14 protein-coding genes, 1 tRNA gene and 1 other RNA gene are annotated in these 18,075 nt (G+C 58.5%); 13 read left to right on the top strand and 3 right to left on the bottom strand.

Going from position 1 to position 18,075, the window contains the following annotated elements; genetic code table 11:
• Positions 1 to 47 precede the first annotated feature (47 nt).
• Both MRX98_RS08490 and MRX98_RS08485 read left to right on the top strand, forming a co-directional pair.
• Positions 48 to 2,321 (top strand): dynamin family protein, encoded by a 2,274-nt coding sequence (locus MRX98_RS08490; RefSeq protein ID WP_246905471.1) that lies wholly within the window; start codon positions 48 to 50, stop codon positions 2,319 to 2,321.
• 15 nt (positions 2,322 to 2,336) lie between these two features.
• The gene (locus MRX98_RS08485) at positions 2,337 to 3,119 is read left to right on the top strand and encodes a ParA family protein (RefSeq protein ID WP_246905468.1); all 783 of its coding nucleotides are present in this window, start codon (positions 2,337 to 2,339) and stop codon (positions 3,117 to 3,119) included.
• Positions 3,120 to 3,131: 12 nt separating this feature from the next.
• Here MRX98_RS08485 and MRX98_RS08480 read toward each other — a convergent pair whose 3' ends face one another.
• A complete protein-coding gene (locus MRX98_RS08480) occupies positions 3,132 to 4,865 on the bottom strand; it encodes a YcaO-like family protein (protein ID WP_246905465.1) in 1,734 nt (577 codons plus the stop codon).
• Between the two features lie 252 nt (positions 4,866 to 5,117).
• Between MRX98_RS08480 and hisB the strand changes: the two genes are divergently transcribed.
• The 11 genes from hisB to ispD all read left to right on the top strand — a co-directional run bounded on the left by hisB (position 5,118) and on the right by ispD (position 16,105).
• Complete coding sequence (gene hisB / locus MRX98_RS08475) at positions 5,118 to 5,705, top strand: imidazoleglycerol-phosphate dehydratase HisB (RefSeq protein ID WP_246905463.1); 588 nt, start codon at positions 5,118 to 5,120, stop codon at positions 5,703 to 5,705.
• Positions 5,706 to 6,015: 310 nt separating this feature from the next.
• Complete coding sequence (gene dnaG, locus MRX98_RS08470) at positions 6,016 to 7,818, top strand: DNA primase (protein ID WP_246905460.1); 1,803 nt, start codon at positions 6,016 to 6,018, stop codon at positions 7,816 to 7,818.
• Positions 7,819 to 7,841: 23 nt separating this feature from the next.
• Positions 7,842 to 9,728: an RNA polymerase sigma factor RpoD gene (rpoD, locus tag MRX98_RS08465; RefSeq protein WP_281432273.1), complete on the top strand. Its 1,887-nt coding sequence runs from the start codon at positions 7,842 to 7,844 to the stop codon at positions 9,726 to 9,728.
• A 130-nt stretch (positions 9,729 to 9,858) separates the two neighbouring features.
• Positions 9,859 to 9,931: transfer RNA gene (locus MRX98_RS08460), tRNA-Ile, on the top strand.
• Between the two features lie 132 nt (positions 9,932 to 10,063).
• Positions 10,064 to 10,903 carry a Nif3-like dinuclear metal center hexameric protein gene (locus MRX98_RS08455; RefSeq protein WP_246905457.1) on the top strand — a complete coding sequence of 280 codons (840 nt, stop codon included), beginning with the start codon at positions 10,064 to 10,066 and terminating at the stop codon, positions 10,901 to 10,903.
• 14 nt (positions 10,904 to 10,917) lie between these two features.
• Positions 10,918 to 11,652 carry a zinc ribbon domain-containing protein gene (locus tag MRX98_RS08450; protein WP_246905443.1) on the top strand — a complete coding sequence of 245 codons (735 nt, stop codon included), beginning with the start codon at positions 10,918 to 10,920 and terminating at the stop codon, positions 11,650 to 11,652.
• A 32-nt stretch (positions 11,653 to 11,684) separates the two neighbouring features.
• Positions 11,685 to 12,059, top strand: an RNA gene (gene rnpB, locus MRX98_RS08445) — RNase P RNA component class A.
• 86 nt (positions 12,060 to 12,145) lie between these two features.
• The gene (locus tag MRX98_RS08440; protein WP_246905441.1) at positions 12,146 to 12,922 is read left to right on the top strand and encodes an ABC transporter ATP-binding protein; all 777 of its coding nucleotides are present in this window, start codon (positions 12,146 to 12,148) and stop codon (positions 12,920 to 12,922) included.
• Positions 12,898 to 14,091: a SufB/SufD family protein gene (locus MRX98_RS08435; RefSeq protein ID WP_246905438.1), complete on the top strand. Its 1,194-nt coding sequence runs from the start codon at positions 12,898 to 12,900 to the stop codon at positions 14,089 to 14,091. Before MRX98_RS08440 ends, MRX98_RS08435 begins: the two co-directional genes overlap by 25 nt.
• Positions 14,092 to 14,096: 5 nt before the next feature.
• Positions 14,097 to 15,419, top strand: coding sequence for an HPr family phosphocarrier protein (locus tag MRX98_RS08430; RefSeq protein WP_246905436.1), 1,323 nt, complete (start codon positions 14,097 to 14,099; stop codon positions 15,417 to 15,419).
• The gene (ispD, locus tag MRX98_RS08425; RefSeq protein WP_246905433.1) at positions 15,416 to 16,105 is read left to right on the top strand and encodes a 2-C-methyl-D-erythritol 4-phosphate cytidylyltransferase; all 690 of its coding nucleotides are present in this window, start codon (positions 15,416 to 15,418) and stop codon (positions 16,103 to 16,105) included. Before MRX98_RS08430 ends, ispD begins: the two co-directional genes overlap by 4 nt.
• On the opposite strand, the gene MRX98_RS08420 is transcribed toward ispD, so the two are convergent.
• Both MRX98_RS08420 and MRX98_RS08415 read right to left on the bottom strand, forming a co-directional pair.
• The gene (locus tag MRX98_RS08420; RefSeq protein ID WP_246905430.1) at positions 16,081 to 16,572 is read right to left on the bottom strand and encodes a TIGR00725 family protein; all 492 of its coding nucleotides are present in this window, start codon (positions 16,570 to 16,572) and stop codon (positions 16,081 to 16,083) included. The two genes, ispD and MRX98_RS08420, sit on opposite strands and share 25 nt — an antisense overlap.
• Positions 16,572 to 17,585, bottom strand: coding sequence for a gluconeogenesis factor YvcK family protein (locus MRX98_RS08415; protein WP_246905427.1), 1,014 nt, complete (start codon positions 17,583 to 17,585; stop codon positions 16,572 to 16,574). Before MRX98_RS08415 ends, MRX98_RS08420 begins: the two co-directional genes overlap by 1 nt.
• Positions 17,586 to 18,075 lie beyond the last annotated feature (490 nt).

The following is an 18,075-nucleotide window of genomic DNA, read 5'->3' as shown; positions in this document are numbered from 1 at the left end:
GCGGTATTGGCGCATAACGGCAACTGTGCCGAAGACGGAAAGCATCTATGGATCGCTATCAGCAATACAGGGAAACAGTTCTCGCCATCAACGCAGAAGTCAAGACGCTGTTGCGGCAGTCCGCCGGCGTGCTCAACGGCGGCGGGGCGGCATTCAACCAGTGGGAATCGACTTGCGACACCATCGCCCGCCAATTGAATGACCACGTGGTACGTATCGCCGTGGTGGGGGCGATCAAATCGGGAAAAAGCACGCTGGTCAACGCACTGCTGCAAGGCGATTACCTGAAGCGGGGGGCGGGCGTGGTGACCTCCATCGTCACCCGCTTGCGGCAGGGCGAGGCATTGCAAGCCAAGCTCTATTTCAAATCCTGGGACGAGGTCAACGCCGAGGTGCAGCAGGCCCTGGTCCTTTTCCCCACGGATGCATGGCGATCACGGGAACAGGCGTTCGATATTCGCCGCGGGCAGGATCGACGCGATCTCCAATCCGCCCTGGATGCCCTGGACAGCGAGTTGCGCATCGTGCACGATAGCCTCAACGCCAATGGCGTGCTCTTGGCCTCGTATTTAAAAGGGTACGACCAGGTGCAGGCGTTCATCGCAGATGAAGGGACCACTCGTTCCTTTGACGGTAACCGGTTCGCCGATCATCGCGATTTCGTGGGCAACGACGCATTGGCGGTTTTTCTTCGGGATATCGAGTTGGCCGTGCCGGGCGATGTGCTGGCACCCAATATGGAAATGGCCGACTGCCAAGGCAGTGATTCGCCCAACCCCCTTCATTTGGCCATGATTCAGGACTATCTGCTCAAGGCCCATCTGGTGCTGTATGTCATCAGCAGTCGAACCGGATTGCGTCAGGCGGACATTCGTTTTCTATCCATCATCAAGCGCATGGGCATTGCCGGCAACATGCTGTTCGTGGTCAACTGCGACCTGAACGAACACGAAGGCATGGCGGACCTGAAAGCGCTCGTGCAACGCATCCGGGAAGAGCTGAGCATGATGGTGCCGGATCCCCAGCCGTTCGTGCTTTCCGCCTTGTACGCCCTTTTCGATAAGATCACGGCCACCTTGCCGCCAAAAGATCAGGAGCGATTGAACCAATGGCGCAAGGCGGAGACGCTCAGTGCTTATTCCACCGATGAACTGCGTCGCTTGCGAACCGTTTTGGATCACAAATTGACCCGCGAGCGTTCGGCGCTGCTGCTGCAAAATCAGTTGGCACGCATCGCGGTTACGCTCAACGGGTTGCGGCAGTGGTTGCAACTCAATCGCGATTTGCTGCGGCGGGATACGGGCGATGCGCGCGACATGGCCGAACGATTGCAAATCCATCAGGATCGTATGTCCCGGGTCGAGGCTATGATACAAAGTACTTTGGACGGCGCCATCGCCAAAATATCCCGTGAGCTGAAGGCGGAAGTGGACCGCTTTTTCGATCCGCGCAGTGGGGCGTTGCTGCGACAGGTGCTGGCTTTCGTGCGGGATTACAGGGTCGATCTTGCAAATTGCCGTGAGCGGCTTGCCGCCTCGGGCTTCACGCACACCCTCTATTGGGTGTTTCAAGAACTGAAGCAGGCGCTGGACGGATTGATGGCCGAGAAGATCAATCCCGAAATCGTAGGCTTTGTCCAACAGCGGGAGAAGGAGCTGCAGGAACAGTTGCACCTGGTGGCCGAACCCTATGAGGCCATGGTGCGCGATGCCCTGGCGCGCTACGAGGAGGCGCTGGAGCAGTTCGGCCTGAACCCCATGACCAACCAATGGACATTTGACGGCGCCCTGGATTTGGCGTCGATCAAAAACGACATGGCATTGTCCCTGCCGCCGGCGGCGGCCACCATGCGATATTCCGCCGCCATCAAAACCGAAGCGGTGATGCGTCTGGGTTTTTATGCCTTGGTGCGTGTTTTGCGCAAGGTGCTGAAAAAATCATCCCCCGATGATCCCGTCGAAGGTATCCAGGCATTGAAGGATGGGGTGCGCCGCATGAAACGGGAAACCGAAAGGGCGGTCATCGCCCATTTCAAGGATTACAAGGAGAATCTCAAATTCCAATATATACAACCCATGACACGGGTGGTCGGCAACCGGCTCTACGACCTTCTGACCCAACAGTTCACCACCTACGTGGGCGACGTGCAGCAGCTGGCCGCTGCCGTTGAAGCCGGTCGCAGCGACAAGGCGCTGGTCGAGGGCCGGTTGGCGGATATCGAACAGACCATGAACCACCTGCGAGATCGATTGGCAAGCCTGCGTGACAAAATCGACCTGTTGATGAACGAGGATTTCCCGACAACGGAAGCCACTGCATAGAAGGAGGGCATGAGGATGCAAACCAGATCTGTTGCCGTTGCCAACGAAAAAGGGGGTGTCGGAAAGACCGTCACCGTGATCAACCTGGGCGCTGCACTGAGTCGTATGGGCCGCAAGGTGTTGATCGTCGACATGGATCCCCAGGCCAATGCCACCAAGGGGGTGGGGATTGAAACGGACGAAGAGGTGCCGTCTGTCTATGACTTGGTGGGACCGGACGGTAAGCTGTCGGCTGCGGAAACCGTTCTGTCCACCAGATGGCCGGGCCTGGACATCATTCCCTCCCATGTGGACCTCTCCGGGGCGGAGGTGGAGCTGGCGGACGTCGAGGGAAGGGAGAATCGGCTCAAAGAGGCCCTGGCCGATATCGAGGCGCAGTACGATGTGATTCTGTTGGATACGCCCCCGAGCCTCTCACTGCTGACGGTCAACGTGTTCACCTATGCCCGTTACGTTCTGGTTCCGTGCCAAACCCATCCTTACGCCTTCGGCGCCTTGGGAGAGCTTTTCGAAACCATCGCCGCAGTCAAGGAACACATCAATCCCGACATCGAAGTGGTGGGCATCCTGCCCACTTTTTTCGATGCCCGCACACGGGTCAGCCAGCGCGTCTTGCAGGCCCTGCAGGAAACGCCCCGCTACCGTCCGCTGCTGTTCGACACCACCGTGCGCGCCAACACCACCATCGCCGAAAGTGCCGATGTGGGTAAACCGGTGGTGTTTTACCGTACGAGCAGTTTCGGCGCGCAGGACTACAACAACGCCGCCGGAGAGTTGTTGCAGCGCATGGGCGGGTGAGCACCACCGCGTTCAGCTTTCCAGCTGCTCCAGGTGTTGCCGGGCGAAATCGATCTCCGGGTCGAGGGAGAGGGCCAGGCGGTAATAGGTTTTCGCTTGCTCGATGTTACCGATGGCCCGATGGTTGACCGCCAGGTTGGCATAGTCGATGGCCGAACCGGGATTTAACTTGACGACGCGCTCGAAGCAGGCGATGGCCATCTCATGGGCCCCCTTTTTAAAGTGGCAAAATCCCATCAAATTGAGGGTGTCGGTGCGCTCGGGATCGATGGCGTCGGCTTGCGACAAGGCTGCCAGCGCTTCCCCATACTGCCCCATCTCTTTATAAGCGATGCCCAAGTAGGTGAACACACTGGCCCGGTCTTCGGCAGGCTGTTCCCTTTCGGCGGCTCGGTGCAAGTGGTTCAGGGCATCGGGGTGGGCACCCTGGTCCAGGTACAATTTCCCCAAATAGAAAGGGGTGTAGTGTTTGCCCGGCATCCGACGCTCAAGGTCCGCCAGTTGGGCGATGGCCAGGGACACGGGCATTTGCTCGGCGATCAGCTTGGCACACACCATGCCGACACTTGAGCCGGCTGCCCGCTCGCGGAAACGGGTGCCGGGCACCATGGTGTAAAAAGCGGGGATGTCCAGTCGCGGATGGCGCACATCCACCACCAGCACCTCCATCCGGCGCCGGGCCAAAGCCGCCACACAGCGCAACACCTCGGTCTTGATGTTGTCATCCCCCACGTCTGGCAAGGCGTCCAGTGGCACGCGGCTTTGCGGATGGGTCACATGACGGGCTTGCTCCGGATGGTTGAATTTGGGCAGGCCGCTGGCCACGTAATTGCCGCCGCTGTTGAAGTCTCCGGCCAGTTGAGCCACTTCGGTCAGGGTACGGCAAAGGGCCTTGGCGGGATTGGTGGTGGTCCCGGCCGTCCACACAACCTCGCTTTTATCAGGGAAAGTGGCCGGATCCCATGCCAGGGCACCGACGGTGGGAATGCCTACCTCCATCGATAGATCGGACAGGTGCACTTGGACGCCGGCGTTTCGATACTTGTCCAGCAGCTCCCGCGCCACCGGGTCGTTGACACTGGCGGGATCGATGGCCGGCAACGGCGCATCCGGCCGACCGGCCAGGGCCGACACATGGCGTTCCACCACTTCGCAAATGCCCTGGCAGAGCGCCTCCTCAATGCAATTGCCGGCTGAAGCACCGTTGAATTCATTGATGGCCCAAAACCAATTGAAGGGCACCAGCATCGATTCGCCGCGGGTCAGATTGAAAGCCCAGGTCCAACGCAAGGGCAGTTGTTTGAACACCTCCAGGGCCACCGCCAGGTCGTCGGAGGCGTCGTTCACGGAACGGGCGATGGCCTCGAGGGGCAGGGTCGGGGATTCAAGTGCGTTGAACGGTGCATCGATGAAACGGGTATCATCGGCACGGAAGCTGTATAGGCTGAAACGCTCGCCAAGTTCCATCACGGCGCTGGCCCGGGCTTGTGCCGGGGTGGCCCCTTTGCCCATCTGTTTGTAGTTGCCGATGGCATTGCGGGCGTCCGAACCGCAGATGCTGAAATAGACCGGGATGTCCAAGCGGCCGTTGTCGACACGCACGATGTCCTCCAGCAGATTCAAGCCGCTGGCGGCCAGTTTCTCTTTGAATTGTGCGACGGTGGTTTCCGGCGCTTGTATTTTTTCCTGATCGTGGCGAAATTGTTTAAAAGCATCTTGCAAAACAATGGGTCGGGGCTGGTTCAAATGCACTCTCCTTGGTTGTGATGCGATGTTCTGACAACATGGTGGGTCTTTTTATCCAACCGTTCGCCGCAAATCAAGGTTCGTGATGGCGTTTTTTGACCGAGCAAACACAACAAACCCGAACTGTCGCCAAGGTTGCAATTCCACTTCATATCTTGTATGAATCAGATGTTTGGCTGGACGTTCCAGGATCTGTTAGCACCAATGTGCAACCCACCCCCACGCCCCCGGATATAAAGCAGAGGATCTTACATGAAACGCGTTGCCGAGTTGGAACGGAAAACCAAAGAGACGCAAATTCGCGCCTGCTTGTGCATCGACGGCGATGGCCGTTGCGAAGTGACCACCGGCATTGGTTTTTTCGACCATATGTTGACCCTGATGTGCGTGCACGGACGGTTGGACTTGACGGTGACCGCAGAAGGGGACATCCAGGTGGATTATCACCATACGGTGGAGGACGTGGGATTGGTCTTGGGCCAAGCGCTGTCCCAGGCGCTGGGAGAGCGCAAAGGCATCTGCCGCTACGGGTATGCCGTCATTCCGATGGATGACGCACTCGCAAAGGTGGCCGTGGACCTGTCCAATCGTCCCTACCTGTATGTGCGCGCGCCTTCACCAATGCCGCGCCAGAACGACTTCGACCTTTCCCTGGCCAAGGAATTTTTACGCGCCTTGGCTTACAAAGCCGGTATGAACCTGCATGTCGAGATCGCCTATGGCGACAATTGGCACCACATGATCGAGGCGGTCTTCAAGGGATTGGGCCGCGCTTTGCGGCAAGCCGCGGGCTTGGATGAAGGAGTGGTGGGTGTTCCCTCCTCCAAGGGTGCGTTGTAAGTTTTCCCGCCGAACATTGTTTTTTCTTCGTTCGAGGGTAGCACCGCGCCGATTCGTGATTATTATGCTGCCTTGACACCAAACACCTGTTTTGGTAGTTTCAGAAATTTTGATGACCTGAGCATCAATTAAGCCGCCGAGGTGTTACCATGCCGCCGATGATTCACCGCCCCTTACCGTCTGCCGGAAATCCGCCATTATGACCGAAGGTTGCGTTTGGTCGTGATGAGGTGCCGGATTCAGCAGATGCGTCTGCCCTGGCCGTTGGCCTCCCCAACAAGCCCACTGGATGATATGGAGGGTGTTCTCTTTGGCCTATCAGATTCCTGAAGAGACCATCAATCGGATCAAGAACGCCGCCGATATCCTTGAGGTTGTGGGAGAGTACGTCGTGCTGAAAAAGGCCGGTCGTGCCTACACCGGTCTATGCCCGTTTCACGCCGAAAAGACGCCTTCGTTCACGGTCAGCCCGGAGAAGCAGGTTTACTATTGTTTCGGCTGCCAAGCCGGCGGTTCGCTGTTCAGTTTCCTGATGCGGCTTGAGGGGCTTTCTTTCGGGGACGCGGTGCGCAGGGTGGCTGCCAAATATGGTATCGAGGTGCCCGTCGCCAACATGAGTCCGGAGCAAAAGGCGCGACTCACGGAAAACGAGCGTATTTTGGCCGTCAACGAGGCGGCCATGCGCTTTTTTCAGGAAACCCTCGCCGATGGCGTCGAAGGGGCTCGGGCGATGAGCTACCTGGTGGGCAGGGGGATGACCCGAAACATCATTCAGCGCCATCAGTTGGGCTACGCGCCCAATCGGTGGGACGGATTGTCGCGCCATCTCGAAAAACAGAAAGTGCCCGACGACTTGTTGCGCAAAAGCGGGCTGGTCGTGCCGCGCAAGGACAATCGGGGGCACTATGACCGTTTTCGGGACCGTGTGATCTTTCCGATTCTCAATCTCAGTCAGCAGGTGATCGGCTTTGGTGGGCGGGTGATGGGCGACGGCAAACCCAAATATCTCAACTCGCCCGAAACCCCGGTTTACAATAAACGGCGCTGTCTTTACGCCATGGACAAGGCCAACCGGGCCGCCCGTGCTACCGGCAAGGTGTATGTGGTGGAGGGGTATTTCGATGTTCTGGCGATGCACCTTTTCGGCATCGAGAATTCTGTGGCGACCCTGGGTACGGCCTTGACACCCGAGCATGTGCAATTACTTAAGGGTATGGTAGGCCGCGCCGGCCATGCGATCCTGGTGTTCGATTCCGATCAGGCGGGGCTGAATGCCGCTCAGCGCAGCGTGGAGGTGTTCGAGGCAGGTTACCTGGACGCTCGCATTCTTGTGCTGCCCAAAGGGCACGATCCCGATACCTTTCTGCGCGAAAAGGGGCCTGATGTTTTTCTCAAAGCGGCCGATAATGCTCTGGCAATGATGCCGTTCATCATCGAGATGGCCATCGACACCCATGGCCTCAGCCTGGAGGGCAAAATCAAGGTGGTGGACGAGATGCAGGCGCCGCTGGCGGCGATCCAGGACAGCCTGGCCCGTTCGCTTTATGTGAAGCAGTTGGCCGAACGGTTGAACATAGATGAGGCGGCCATACTGGACAAGATCCGTCGGAAGGCGGCGCAACATGCCCCCATCGGCGGACGTTCGCGGTCGGCGGCTGCGGACAAGTCAACCGGTGCGGCAACCGCCATGGTCGACCGCGGCCGTTTGGAAATGCGCATCATCGCCATGATGTTGCATTGCCCTGCCATGATTCCGGAGATCGTGGGGCGCAATGTGATTGACGATTTCGAGGACGACCAGTGTCGATCGCTGGCCCGGATGGTGGTACGCCAAGGCGACCGGCCGGCCGACCGAGGCTTGGATCTGCCGGCGTCCATTGACGATCCCGAAATGGACAGCCTGCTGGCCCGCCTGGCCATTGAAGACAACAGGTGGGACCGGCAGGGGTGCGAACGTCTGTTGGCGCAGTTCGAAGACCGGCGCCGCCGCCGGTTGCGACAGGATCTGCAACGCCGGATCGAATCGGCGGAAAAGAATAACGATATGGAGTTGCTTGCAAAACTGTTGATGCAAAAACAACAGCAGGCGGGTAGGGGATTGACCAAATTGTAGCAAGGTGCTGGAGGCTCAAACCAATGGCAGCAAAAAAAACGGATCACAAAACCAAAAACGCCAAGACACCGACCCCAAAGGCGGACCATGCCGCGGCCAAGAACGATGACGCGGCGCTGACCGCCGCCGCGGTAAAGGCCCGGGGGCATCAACCGGGCGGCGACCAGAAGGGTGCCAAGGCCGTCACGGAAAAGGCCATGAAGGTGTTGATCGCCCAGGGCAAGAAACAAGGTTTCCTGACGTATGACGAGATCAATACCGCCCTGCCCGACGAGATGTTGGCAGCGGATCAAGTGGATGACACATTGATGATGTTCGATGATCTGGGTATCGATATCATCGATGAAAACAATCGCAATTTGACCAAGGAAAAGACTCAAAAATTGGATCTCAGCACCACCTCCGACGACAACGGCATGTCCGAATACGGGACGGTGACCGATCCGGTGAAGATGTACCTGCGGGAGATGGGGTTGGTGACCCTGCTCAGTCGCGAGGGCGAAGTGGAGATCGCCAAGAAGATCGAGGCCGGTGAGCAGGATGTCCTCAAGGCGCTGTTGGAAACCACCATCGGCGTGCAGTTCATCCTCGATTTGGGTTCACGCATCGAAAATCAAATGTTGCGTCCCAAGCACGTGTTGCGGGATGTGGACGAGGGCGACACTTACCAGGACGAGTTCGTGCAGATCGACGCCTTTGTGGGCACCATAAGGGCCATCGCGGAGGTGCATGGCGAAAACATGTCCTTTCGCGAGCAACTGTTCAACGACGACCATCTCAAGTCGGATGAGCAGCGCCGCATACGCCGCTGCATCACCCGTCGCAACCAGAAGCTTTTCGATCTGCTCAAGGAGTGGCGTTTGGAGGGCAGCGTCATCGACCAGATGGAGGAGGATATCCGTAATCTGATCGATTGGTTCGATGCCATGAACCGGGTGATCACGGCCACTGCCGAAACCCTCGGCATCCCGGTGGTGACCTTGCGCGAGAGCCTGACCACCCGTGCCCGCTTCTTGAAACTGGTGCAGTCGAAATCCGACTTGCCGCGGGCGGAATTGGAGCTTCTTTATAATCATGTCAGCAACGTGCAGGGACAAATCAGCGCCAAGGAGAACGAGGTCAAGGCCAGTAGCCGGGTGCTCAAGCGGATATTGTCCAATGTCGATGAAGGCCGGGCCCGGGCGAAGCTGGCCAAAAGCGAGCTGATCAGGGCCAATCTGCGTTTAGTGGTCAGCATCGCCAAGAAATACACCAACCGGGGATTGCAGTTCCTGGACCTCATTCAAGAGGGCAATATCGGCTTGATGAAGGCGGTGGACAAGTTCGAGTATCGGCGCGGATATAAATTCAGCACATATGCCACCTGGTGGATCCGGCAGGCCATCACCCGGGCCATCGCCGACCAGGCGCGTACCATACGGATCCCTGTTCATATGATCGAGACCATCAACAAGCTGATTCGGACCTCTCGTTATCTGGTCCAGGAGATGGGGCGCGAACCGCGTCCCGAAGAGATCGCCGAAAAGATGGAGATCCCTCTGGACAAGGTGCGTAAGGTGCTCAAGATCGCACGGGAACCCATTTCCCTGGAAACGCCCATCGGTGAAGAGGAGGACAGCCATCTGGGTGATTTCATCGAGGATAAGAAATTCATGTTGCCCTCGGACGCCGCCATCAGCCTCAATCTGGCCGAACAGACCCGCAAGGTGTTGGCCACATTGACGCCCCGCGAGGAAAAGGTGTTGCGCATGCGTTTCGGTATCGGCGAAAAGGCGGATCACACCTTGGAGGAGGTGGGGCAGGATTTCACCGTGACCCGCGAACGCATTCGGCAGATCGAGGCCAAGGCCTTGCGCAAACTCCGGCATCCAACCCGCAGCCGCAAGCTCAAGAGCTTCATCGAGAGCTAACTGTCCGGGCACGCCCGGGGGTGGGTGGATTTTGCCCATTTACAGGCCCGTCGCTGATCACCGGGAGCGGTCGGATCGGATTGCTTGACAAACCCGAAGGTGACCGATAAGAGAAGCCTGCGTCGTTGACGGGCCCATAGCTCAGTTGGTAGAGCCACCGGCTCATAACCGGTCGGTCCCTGGTTCGAGCCCAGGTGGGCCCACTTCGATTCATGAACAGAGCGGCCCGTTGCGCTTGTCACCATGCATATCAAAAGATTCATGAAGGGCGTGGTTCCATCCAACGGACCGCGCCCTTTTTTAATCTGTTCGGACCAGGGAAAGGATGGTACGCGATGGCCCCGGATAGCCCTGTTGAAACCTGCGTTGCGGACCTGGTCAAGGCCATGGAACGCATCGCGCCTCCGCATCTTGCCGAGGAGTGGGACAACTGCGGGCTGCAGATCGGATCGCTACGATGGCCGGTAGGTTCGGTGCGGGTATCCCTTGACCCGCTGCTGTCCGTGGTGCAGTCAGCGGTACGGGACGGGGTGGACATGCTGGTAACGCACCATCCCTTGATCTTGCGCCCGCTGCGTACCATCGATGTGGAAAGCACCATCGGTCGTGTGATTGAAGCCGCTTTGCAGGGACGCATGGCCCTCTATTGCGCCCACACCAACCTGGACAGTGCCCGGGAAGGGGTCAACCAGGTGTTGGCCCGTACCTTGGGGCTGCAACAATTGGTGCCCATGATCCCCCCTGCCGCAACGAATGACGGCAGCGCCGCCGGGATGGGCATGGGACGCATCGGTCGCCTCGAACAGCCCATGACCCTTGGCCGGTTGGCTGAAGCGGTGCGGCAGCGGTTGGGCTTGCACCAAGTGCGGGTTGCCGGGGATCCGGACATGATGGTGCAACAGGCGGCCGTTTGTTCGGGCAGTGGTTCGGGTTTGTTGGCCGCCTTTTTCGAAACCGGTGCGGAGGTGTTTATCAGCGGCGATTTGCGCTATCATGACGCGCGAGACGTGGAGGCGGCGGGACGCGGACTGATCGATGTGGGCCATTTTGCATCGGAACATTTGATTGTCGAACCGCTGGCCGCGCAGTTGCGTCAACTGATGTCGGATGCAGGTCGGGCGGTGCGGATTGACGCGTGCGCCTTGGAGCAAGATCCATTTTATAGCCAAGGGTGAAAGTGAAGGGGTAGATGACAAATACCATCAGGGAATGCTTGGAGACACTGGCGAGCTTGCAGCTGGTCGACAGCAGTGAACAGTTGATCAATCAGCATTTGGCCGGTGTCGAGCAGCGTATCGCAGCGCTGGAAACAGAGCTGGAAGACTTTAAACGGAAGGTGGCCGAAGGCGAGCAGCGTCTGGAAGAGTTGCGCAAGACCTACCGATCCAACGAGGAGGAAATTCGTTCCATCGAGGACCGGGTGACCCGCAACGACGAAAAGCTGCGTTCGGTCAAGACCAACAAAGAGTATCAGAGCATGCTGCGGGAGATCGATGATCTGAAGATGCGCAAAGCCGCCATCGAGGATCAGATGATCGCCATGCTGGAGCAGCTGGAGGGTACCGAAAAGGAAGTGACCTGCCACAAGGCCGACCTTGCCGACATGCAGCAGGAGATCCAAGCACGCCAGGCGGAAATCGAAGGGGAGGCAAAGACCCAGCGTGCGGAGAAGGAACGACTGGCCGGTAAACGGGAATCCATTTGGCTGCGGTTGGACGCCAAGATGCAAACCGTCTACACCCGCGCCAAGCAGCAAGGTCGCGGGGTGGCGGTGGCAGCGGTGGATAACGAAGTGTGCCAAGTATGCCGGATGAACCTGCCGCCCCAGCGCTTCATCGAATTGATGCGCATGGACGCCATGCAGATGTGCCCCCATTGCCAGCGGATCATCTATCCCAAGGCGATGATCGACGAAGACGTGTAACATGCATCTATAATTATATGAGTTTGGCGGCCGGAGTAGGCCAGGCGTTCGCCGGTTCGGTGCCACCGGATCGGAGGAAAGTCCGAACACCACAGGGCAGGGTGCTCCATAACGTGGAGTCGCGGTGACGCGAAGGCAAGTGCAACAGAAAGCAAACCGCCCCGCTGCGGCGGGGTAAGGGTGAAACGGTGCGGTAAGAGCGCACCAGTTCTCCGGGTGACCGGGGAAGCTAGGTAAACCCCACCCGGTGCAAGACCAAATAGGGGAGTGCTTGAGGGCGGCCCGTCCAAGCTCCCGGGTAGGTCGCTTGAGGTGCCGGGCAACCGGCATCCTAGATGAATGATCGCCATCCCGACAGCGGGTAACCGCCGCGGGATACAGAATTCGGCTTACGGCCTGCTCCGGCCGCCGAATCCATCCGAATGCCGGACGCGGCAAAGTCCGGCTGAATAAACTGTCCCTTCGGACAACCCAACTTGCCAGAGGTAGAGGGATGTTGACCATCGAAGAGCTGCAGGTTGAGGTCGGCGGACGTACGATCCTCAACAATTTGAATATGGAGATCCCCCAAGGCGAAACCCATATTCTTTTCGGCCCCAACGGTTCCGGCAAGACCAGCCTGATGATGACCATCATGGGGTTTTCCGGCTATCATGTCACCCACGGCAAAATCACCTTCAAGGGCGAAGACATCACCCACATGCCGATCCACGAGCGGGCCCGTCTGGGGATCGGGGTCTCGGTGCAGCGGCCGCCCACGATCCAAGGGCTTAAAACCCGCAATCTGGTGCAGGTGTGCGGCAAGCTGAGCGGTCGGGCCGTGGATATCGAACAGTTGGCTGAAGAGGTCAATTTCGCTGCCTTTCTCGATCGGGACGTGAACCACAAGTTCTCCGGCGGCGAAATCAAGCGCAGCGAACTGCTGCAGCTGATGGCCCAGGATCCGGACCTGATTCTGCTGGACGAGCCCGAGTCGGGCGTGGACCTGGAGAACATGGCCTTGATCGGCGAGACCATCAACACCCTGCTGCGGCGGGGGGTCAAATGCGCCAAAGGCAAATCCCACCAGGAACGGATCGCGCCCCAGACCAAGTCGGCCTTGATCATCACCCACACGGGCCATATTTTGGACTACATCACCGCGGACAGAGGACAGGTGCTGTTCAACGGGCATTTGTGCTGCTCGCGCAACGCTCGGGAGATCCTCAAGTGGATCGGTGAATTTGGATACGAGGAGTGTGTTCGATGCGCAATGGACGTTCAACTGTAGACAACGATGCCCCCGACGGCATCGACTGGCCTGAATATGAGACCGAGGCCGAAAACCATGGTTATGTGACGCAACTGACCGACATCACGGGGGACGATGCGCGCAAGTTCCTCGACGTGGGCATCGACACCAGCGAAAAGGATCGCAGCGGCACCTTCATCCAGAAGGATCGCTCGGTGATCCACTGCCACGCCCGGCAAGACGGCGTGGAGGTGATGTCCATCACCCAGGCCCGACAGACCCACGATTGGCTGGCGGACTATCTCTGGCGCTCCATCGATCCGGCCCAAGATACTTTTACCAGCCGTGCGAAGGAGATCCCTCATGAGGGCTACTTCATTCGATCGGCGGCGGGTCGCCACGTGACAGAACCGGTCCAGGCCTGCCTTTATATCGCCAAAGAGAAGTTTTCCCAGAACGTGCACAATGTGGTCATCGCCGAACCCGATTCCCGCTTGCAGGTAATCACCGGTTGTGCCACCTCGCCCCATCTGGTGTCCGGCCTCCACGTCGGCGTTTCGGAGTTTTATGTCAAAAAAGGCGCCCAACTGCACTTCACCATGATTCACGATTGGGGCGAGCGGGTCAATGTGCGCCCGCGGACGGTGGTGCATGTGGAAGAGGGGGGCGTGTTTGTCTCCAATTACATCTCCCTCAAGCCGGTGGGCTCCTTGCAGATGAATCCGATCACCTACCTGGACGGCGAAGGGGCGGTGGCGCGCTTCAACAGCGTGCTGGTGGCGGCCAAGGGCTGCCATCTGGACGTCGGTTCCCGGGTGGTGCTCAACGCACCGGGCACCCGGGCGGAAATCATTTCCCGCGCCATCGCCGCCGGCGGCACCATCGTGGCGCGGGGGGAGTTGGTGGGCAAAGTGGCGGGTGTCAAGGCCCATCTAGAGTGCAAAGGGTTGGTTCTCAAAGAGGGGCTGATGCACGCCATCCCGGAGCTGCGCGGCTACGTGCCGGGAGTGGAGATGTCCCACGAGGCGGCCGTGGGCAAGATCGACCAGGGCGAAATCGAGTATCTGATGGCCCGCGGCGTGGATGAAGACGAGGCCGTCTCCATGATCGTTCGGGGGTTTTTGAACGTGGACATTGAAGGCTTGCCCGCCGGATTGCGGCAGAAGATCGACCGCATCATCCACGAAACCCAAAAGGACATGATGTAGCTGCGATGAATCCTTGCGTTACCGCCGATGAAGGCTATTGTGAAATCTCATTTGCCGAAAAGGTGCGGCTCTTCTCCTTCGACTACCTGAAGTGCTGCATCTATTTGGCCAGTGGACCACTGCCCGCCGCCGCCTTCACCAAGAAGCTTTATTCCGAGTTGGTGTCCACCTCCCAGGTGCTGGAGGATTTCCTCGATTTTCACGGCGCCAAGAACAATTCGCAGTGGTACTGCTATCGCGAATTGGCCGCCGCCGTACGCCATTTGAGCCTGGGCGGATACTCGCAGAAGCATATCGCCAATCGTTTGATCTTCTATGACTTGCCACAAACGGAAGAGTTTAGCGACGCCGGTCGCAAAGCGGCCGGCTTCGTTAACAGTGCATTGATGAAGCTGGCGCCGGTGATCATCAACGAGGCCAAGCATCTGAATATTCCCATTCCGGAGCATGCCTTCGGGCCGGAAGACTTTCCCGGCACCACCACCGGCGAAATGCTGCCCTATAGCATTGACGACGAATCCAAAGACATCCAGAAGAAGCACATCGTTAAGATCGCCAGCGAATTTCTAGGTATCTCGACCCGCTTCGACCAGCTCGGCTTGTATGAGCCCTACAGCATCGAAGAGATCCGGCAGTTGGTGCCGGTGCAGGTCAATGAGGTGGCCATTCGCCGATTCGAGATGGTGGTGCACAACCTTCAATCCTCCTTCGATACCTATGTGATCCACGGCGGTTTCCGATTCGGTGATCGCAAGCTCAAGCAATTGCGCAGCCACTTTTCCGTTGTGTTTCACCTGCTGCAGATGATGGGGCGCTTGCTGCATCTCTACGAACGTCATTTGCACGAGGCCGGCTACAAGAACATCTACAAACAGGTGCAGGACCGCCTGGCGGCCCTGGTCGACCCCGATCAACTGCTCGAATGCACCGTCAATTACGGCCTATACTATGCCTGTCACTATTTGAGTACCGGAAAGGAGCTGGCCCGGGAGATTCTCAACGAGAACATCGAACGGGGCCGCATTGAAGTGCCCATCCCCCAAAAATTGGGTTTTCACAGCCGCCCCAGCTTGATGGTGGCCAAAATCGTCCAGTACTACGGCGGCCAGGTGGAGCTGGTCATCGGTGCCGACCGCTTCGATGCCAGCAGCGTGCTGGATATCCAATGGGCGGGTGGCAAGATTCAAAAGGAGAACATCGAGCGCGTGAACTTCGAAGGCGATGTGCGCGCCTTGAAGGATATCGAAATACTGGCCGCCGCCAATTACGGTGAAGACACCATGGGCAAGGGTGTTCCCCTGCCCAACGAACTCAAGTATTTGCGATGAGCAGCGCCCTGATCGTGGCCGCCGGCAGAGGGGTGCGCATGGGGGCCGATCGGCCCAAGCAGTACTTGACCATCGGCGGCCTTCCCATCCTGACCCGCACCCTGCGGGCCTTTGACAATTGTGAACGCATTCAACAGATCGTCGTGACGGTACCGGAGCAGGAGATGGACCGTTGCCGGCGGGAGATTATTGCCGGCGCCGGATTGCGCCGCGAACCGTTGCTGGTGCCCGGTGGGCCGCGGCGGCAGGATTCGGTGTTCAACGGACTGCAACGCATGCCGGAAGAAGACGATGTGGTGTTGATTCATGACGGGGTGCGGCCTCTGGTTACAGGCGAGTTGATCGAACGCTGTATCGACGCCGCCCGGCGCTGGGGGGCGTGCATTCCGGTGGTACCGGTCACCGATACCCTCATACGGGTGGATCCGCAAAACGTGATCATCGAAACCGTCGCCCGTGAATCCCTTTGCATGGCCCAAACACCCCAAGCCTTCCGCTTGTCCCTGATTCGCAAAGCCCACCAATGGGCGCGGCAAAATGCCAAGGTGGCGACCGACGACGCCTCCCTGGTGGAGCAGATGGGCGGGCGGGTGCACACCATCCCGGGCGATGTCACCAACATCAAGATCACCACCGCCGAGGACTTGCAGCGGGCCGAAGCCTACTTGCACCGACAATGGGTTTGAATGAGGCGGATGACCGCCTCGGGGGATTGCGCCGCGTCCAGGGCGATGTCCGGTCCCAACAAGCCACGGATGCCCGCCGCCTCGAATCCCAGGGTGATCACCCGCTTGCCGTGCTTGAGCGCCAGGGCGATTTCGGACAAGGTGCCGGCGCCGCCGGCACAAGCCACCACGATATCGCTGCTGAGCACATTGATGGTGTTGCGTGCGCTGCCCATGCCGGTGCACACGGCGACCCGAATGTGTTCGCTGGCATGGGCCCTATCGGCATCGGGCAGCACCCCGATGGTCAATCCGCCTGCCTCGGCGGCCCCGCGGGCGCTGGCGTCCATGATGCCGGTTCCGCGCCCGCCGTTGAGCAGCACCCAGCCTTGGGCGGCAATCAAGGCCCCCAGCCGGTAGGCCGCCTGAAGATCGGCAGCTTCGGCCCGGGCACCGCCCATGACCCCGACAATCAAGGGTCGCGCCATCACACCTCCTTCGGATCCTTTTCTGCAAAGAAAATCGTTTGCAGCAATCCGGCCAGTTTGCGCGGATCGTGCCGCACCACCGGGCCGTCGGTTTCTATCAGGTCGGCGGCATGCATTGTGCGGCCGGTCCAATCGGGATCGGAAGGTTCAAGTCGCACGCAATCGGCTTTCTGGGCTTGATAGAGTTGACATATCGATTCACTCGGGGGACGATTGTTGTAGATCACGCCGTCGACCCGTTTGCCCAGATAGGCCTCCAACCGTTGCACGAAGTCCATGGCCAGAAAGTTGTGGGTCTCGCCATACTTGGTCATGATGTTCAACACGTAGAGCAACGGTGCGCGGCATGCCCGCAGGGCATCGGCCACGCCCGGGACCACCAGATTGGGGATGATGCTGGTGAACAAATCGCCCGGTCCCACGATGATGAAATCCGCCGCGGCAATGGCATCCACCACCGGCGGATAAACATGGATGGCATCACAGTGGTGGGGCACGAGAAAGACATCCCGGATTTTTTCGCGTTGATGGCCCCGCGGCACATCGATGGCCTGTTCACCGAAAATGCGGGTGCCGTCGGTCAGTTCGGCCACCAAAGTGGCCTGGTCGGTGGTGACCGGCAGAATGGTGCCCCGGGTGTCCAGGATTTCGGAAAGCGCCGCCACTCCAGAGGGAAAATTCCCGGTGTAGCGCGACAGCATGGTCAACAGCATATTGCCGGCATTGTGCCCTTCGAGTCGCCGATCCTTTTTGAAGCGTTTCTGCAGGATCTGCCGCGCGAACTGCTGGTGGGGCGACAAGGCCACGATGCATTTGAGAACATCCCCCGGCGGCAAGGTGCCCAGCTCGTCCCGCAGTCGACCGGTGCTGCCGCCGCTGTCCATCATGGACACAACGGCCGTTAAGGCAATGCCCGGTATATCCCGCAACCCCGATAAAAGGGCGAATTGACCACTGCCCCCACCGATGGTCACCACCTGCAGGGGCGCGGTTGTTGAATGTTCGAAGTCCATGGCAACTACTTTGTCCTATTCGGGTGGAAAATGCAATTGGCGAAATAATCGTGATTATTGGGTTGATCGGGATTAATGGGGTTGTAAAAGATAGTGTTAAGTTTTAAGTGTTAAGTTTTAAGTTAATGAATTCTATCGATTTTAGGGGTTGGGGGCAAAAACATATCCCTCCGGGTATGTGGGAATGGTGGCAATCGGTCATTTGGTGTGGTGCAATTCGAATTCAAACGATCAAATGCAAACGATGCGCTTCCTTCGTCAGCGCATCCTATGGGTTATGGGCTGGTCGAAATTGAAACCGATGGCCAACGTACGTCCTGTAGGGGCACGGCGTGCCGTGCCCCTACGATGCGTGAAAGGAACTATCCGCTCGCCCACCCCTATCCCCCTAAAATCGATAGCATTCCTTAACTTAAAACTTAACACTTAAAACTTAAAACTATCTATACCCATCCCACCGCCCCATCGCGGCTTACAGGTGCGGCTTACA

Source organism: Desulfatitalea alkaliphila, from assembly GCF_022968795.1.
In the GTDB taxonomy this organism is placed as follows: Bacteria; Desulfobacterota; Desulfobacteria; order Desulfobacterales; family Desulfosarcinaceae; genus Desulfatitalea; species Desulfatitalea alkaliphila.
This window is presented reverse-complemented; position numbering and strand designations above follow the sequence as displayed.

Coding starts and splice junctions, on each gene's coding strand:
- MRX98_RS08435 (WP_246905438.1), top strand. CDS start 12,898: ATGCGCAATGGACGTTCAACTGTAGACAACGATGCCCCCGACGGCATC.
- MRX98_RS08490 (WP_246905471.1), top strand. CDS start 48: ATGGATCGCTATCAGCAATACAGGGAAACAGTTCTCGCCATCAACGCA.
- MRX98_RS08485 (WP_246905468.1), top strand. CDS start 2,337: ATGCAAACCAGATCTGTTGCCGTTGCCAACGAAAAAGGGGGTGTCGGA.
- rpoD (WP_281432273.1), top strand. CDS start 7,842: ATGGCAGCAAAAAAAACGGATCACAAAACCAAAAACGCCAAGACACCG.
- MRX98_RS08455 (WP_246905457.1), top strand. CDS start 10,064: ATGGCCCCGGATAGCCCTGTTGAAACCTGCGTTGCGGACCTGGTCAAG.
- MRX98_RS08430 (WP_246905436.1), top strand. CDS start 14,097: ATGAATCCTTGCGTTACCGCCGATGAAGGCTATTGTGAAATCTCATTT.
- hisB (WP_246905463.1), top strand. CDS start 5,118: ATGAAACGCGTTGCCGAGTTGGAACGGAAAACCAAAGAGACGCAAATT.
- MRX98_RS08415 (WP_246905427.1), bottom strand. CDS start 17,585: ATGGACTTCGAACATTCAACAACCGCGCCCCTGCAGGTGGTGACCATC.
- MRX98_RS08440 (WP_246905441.1), top strand. CDS start 12,146: ATGTTGACCATCGAAGAGCTGCAGGTTGAGGTCGGCGGACGTACGATC.
- ispD (WP_246905433.1), top strand. CDS start 15,416: ATGAGCAGCGCCCTGATCGTGGCCGCCGGCAGAGGGGTGCGCATGGGG.
- MRX98_RS08420 (WP_246905430.1), bottom strand. CDS start 16,572: ATGGCGCGACCCTTGATTGTCGGGGTCATGGGCGGTGCCCGGGCCGAA.
- MRX98_RS08450 (WP_246905443.1), top strand. CDS start 10,918: ATGACAAATACCATCAGGGAATGCTTGGAGACACTGGCGAGCTTGCAG.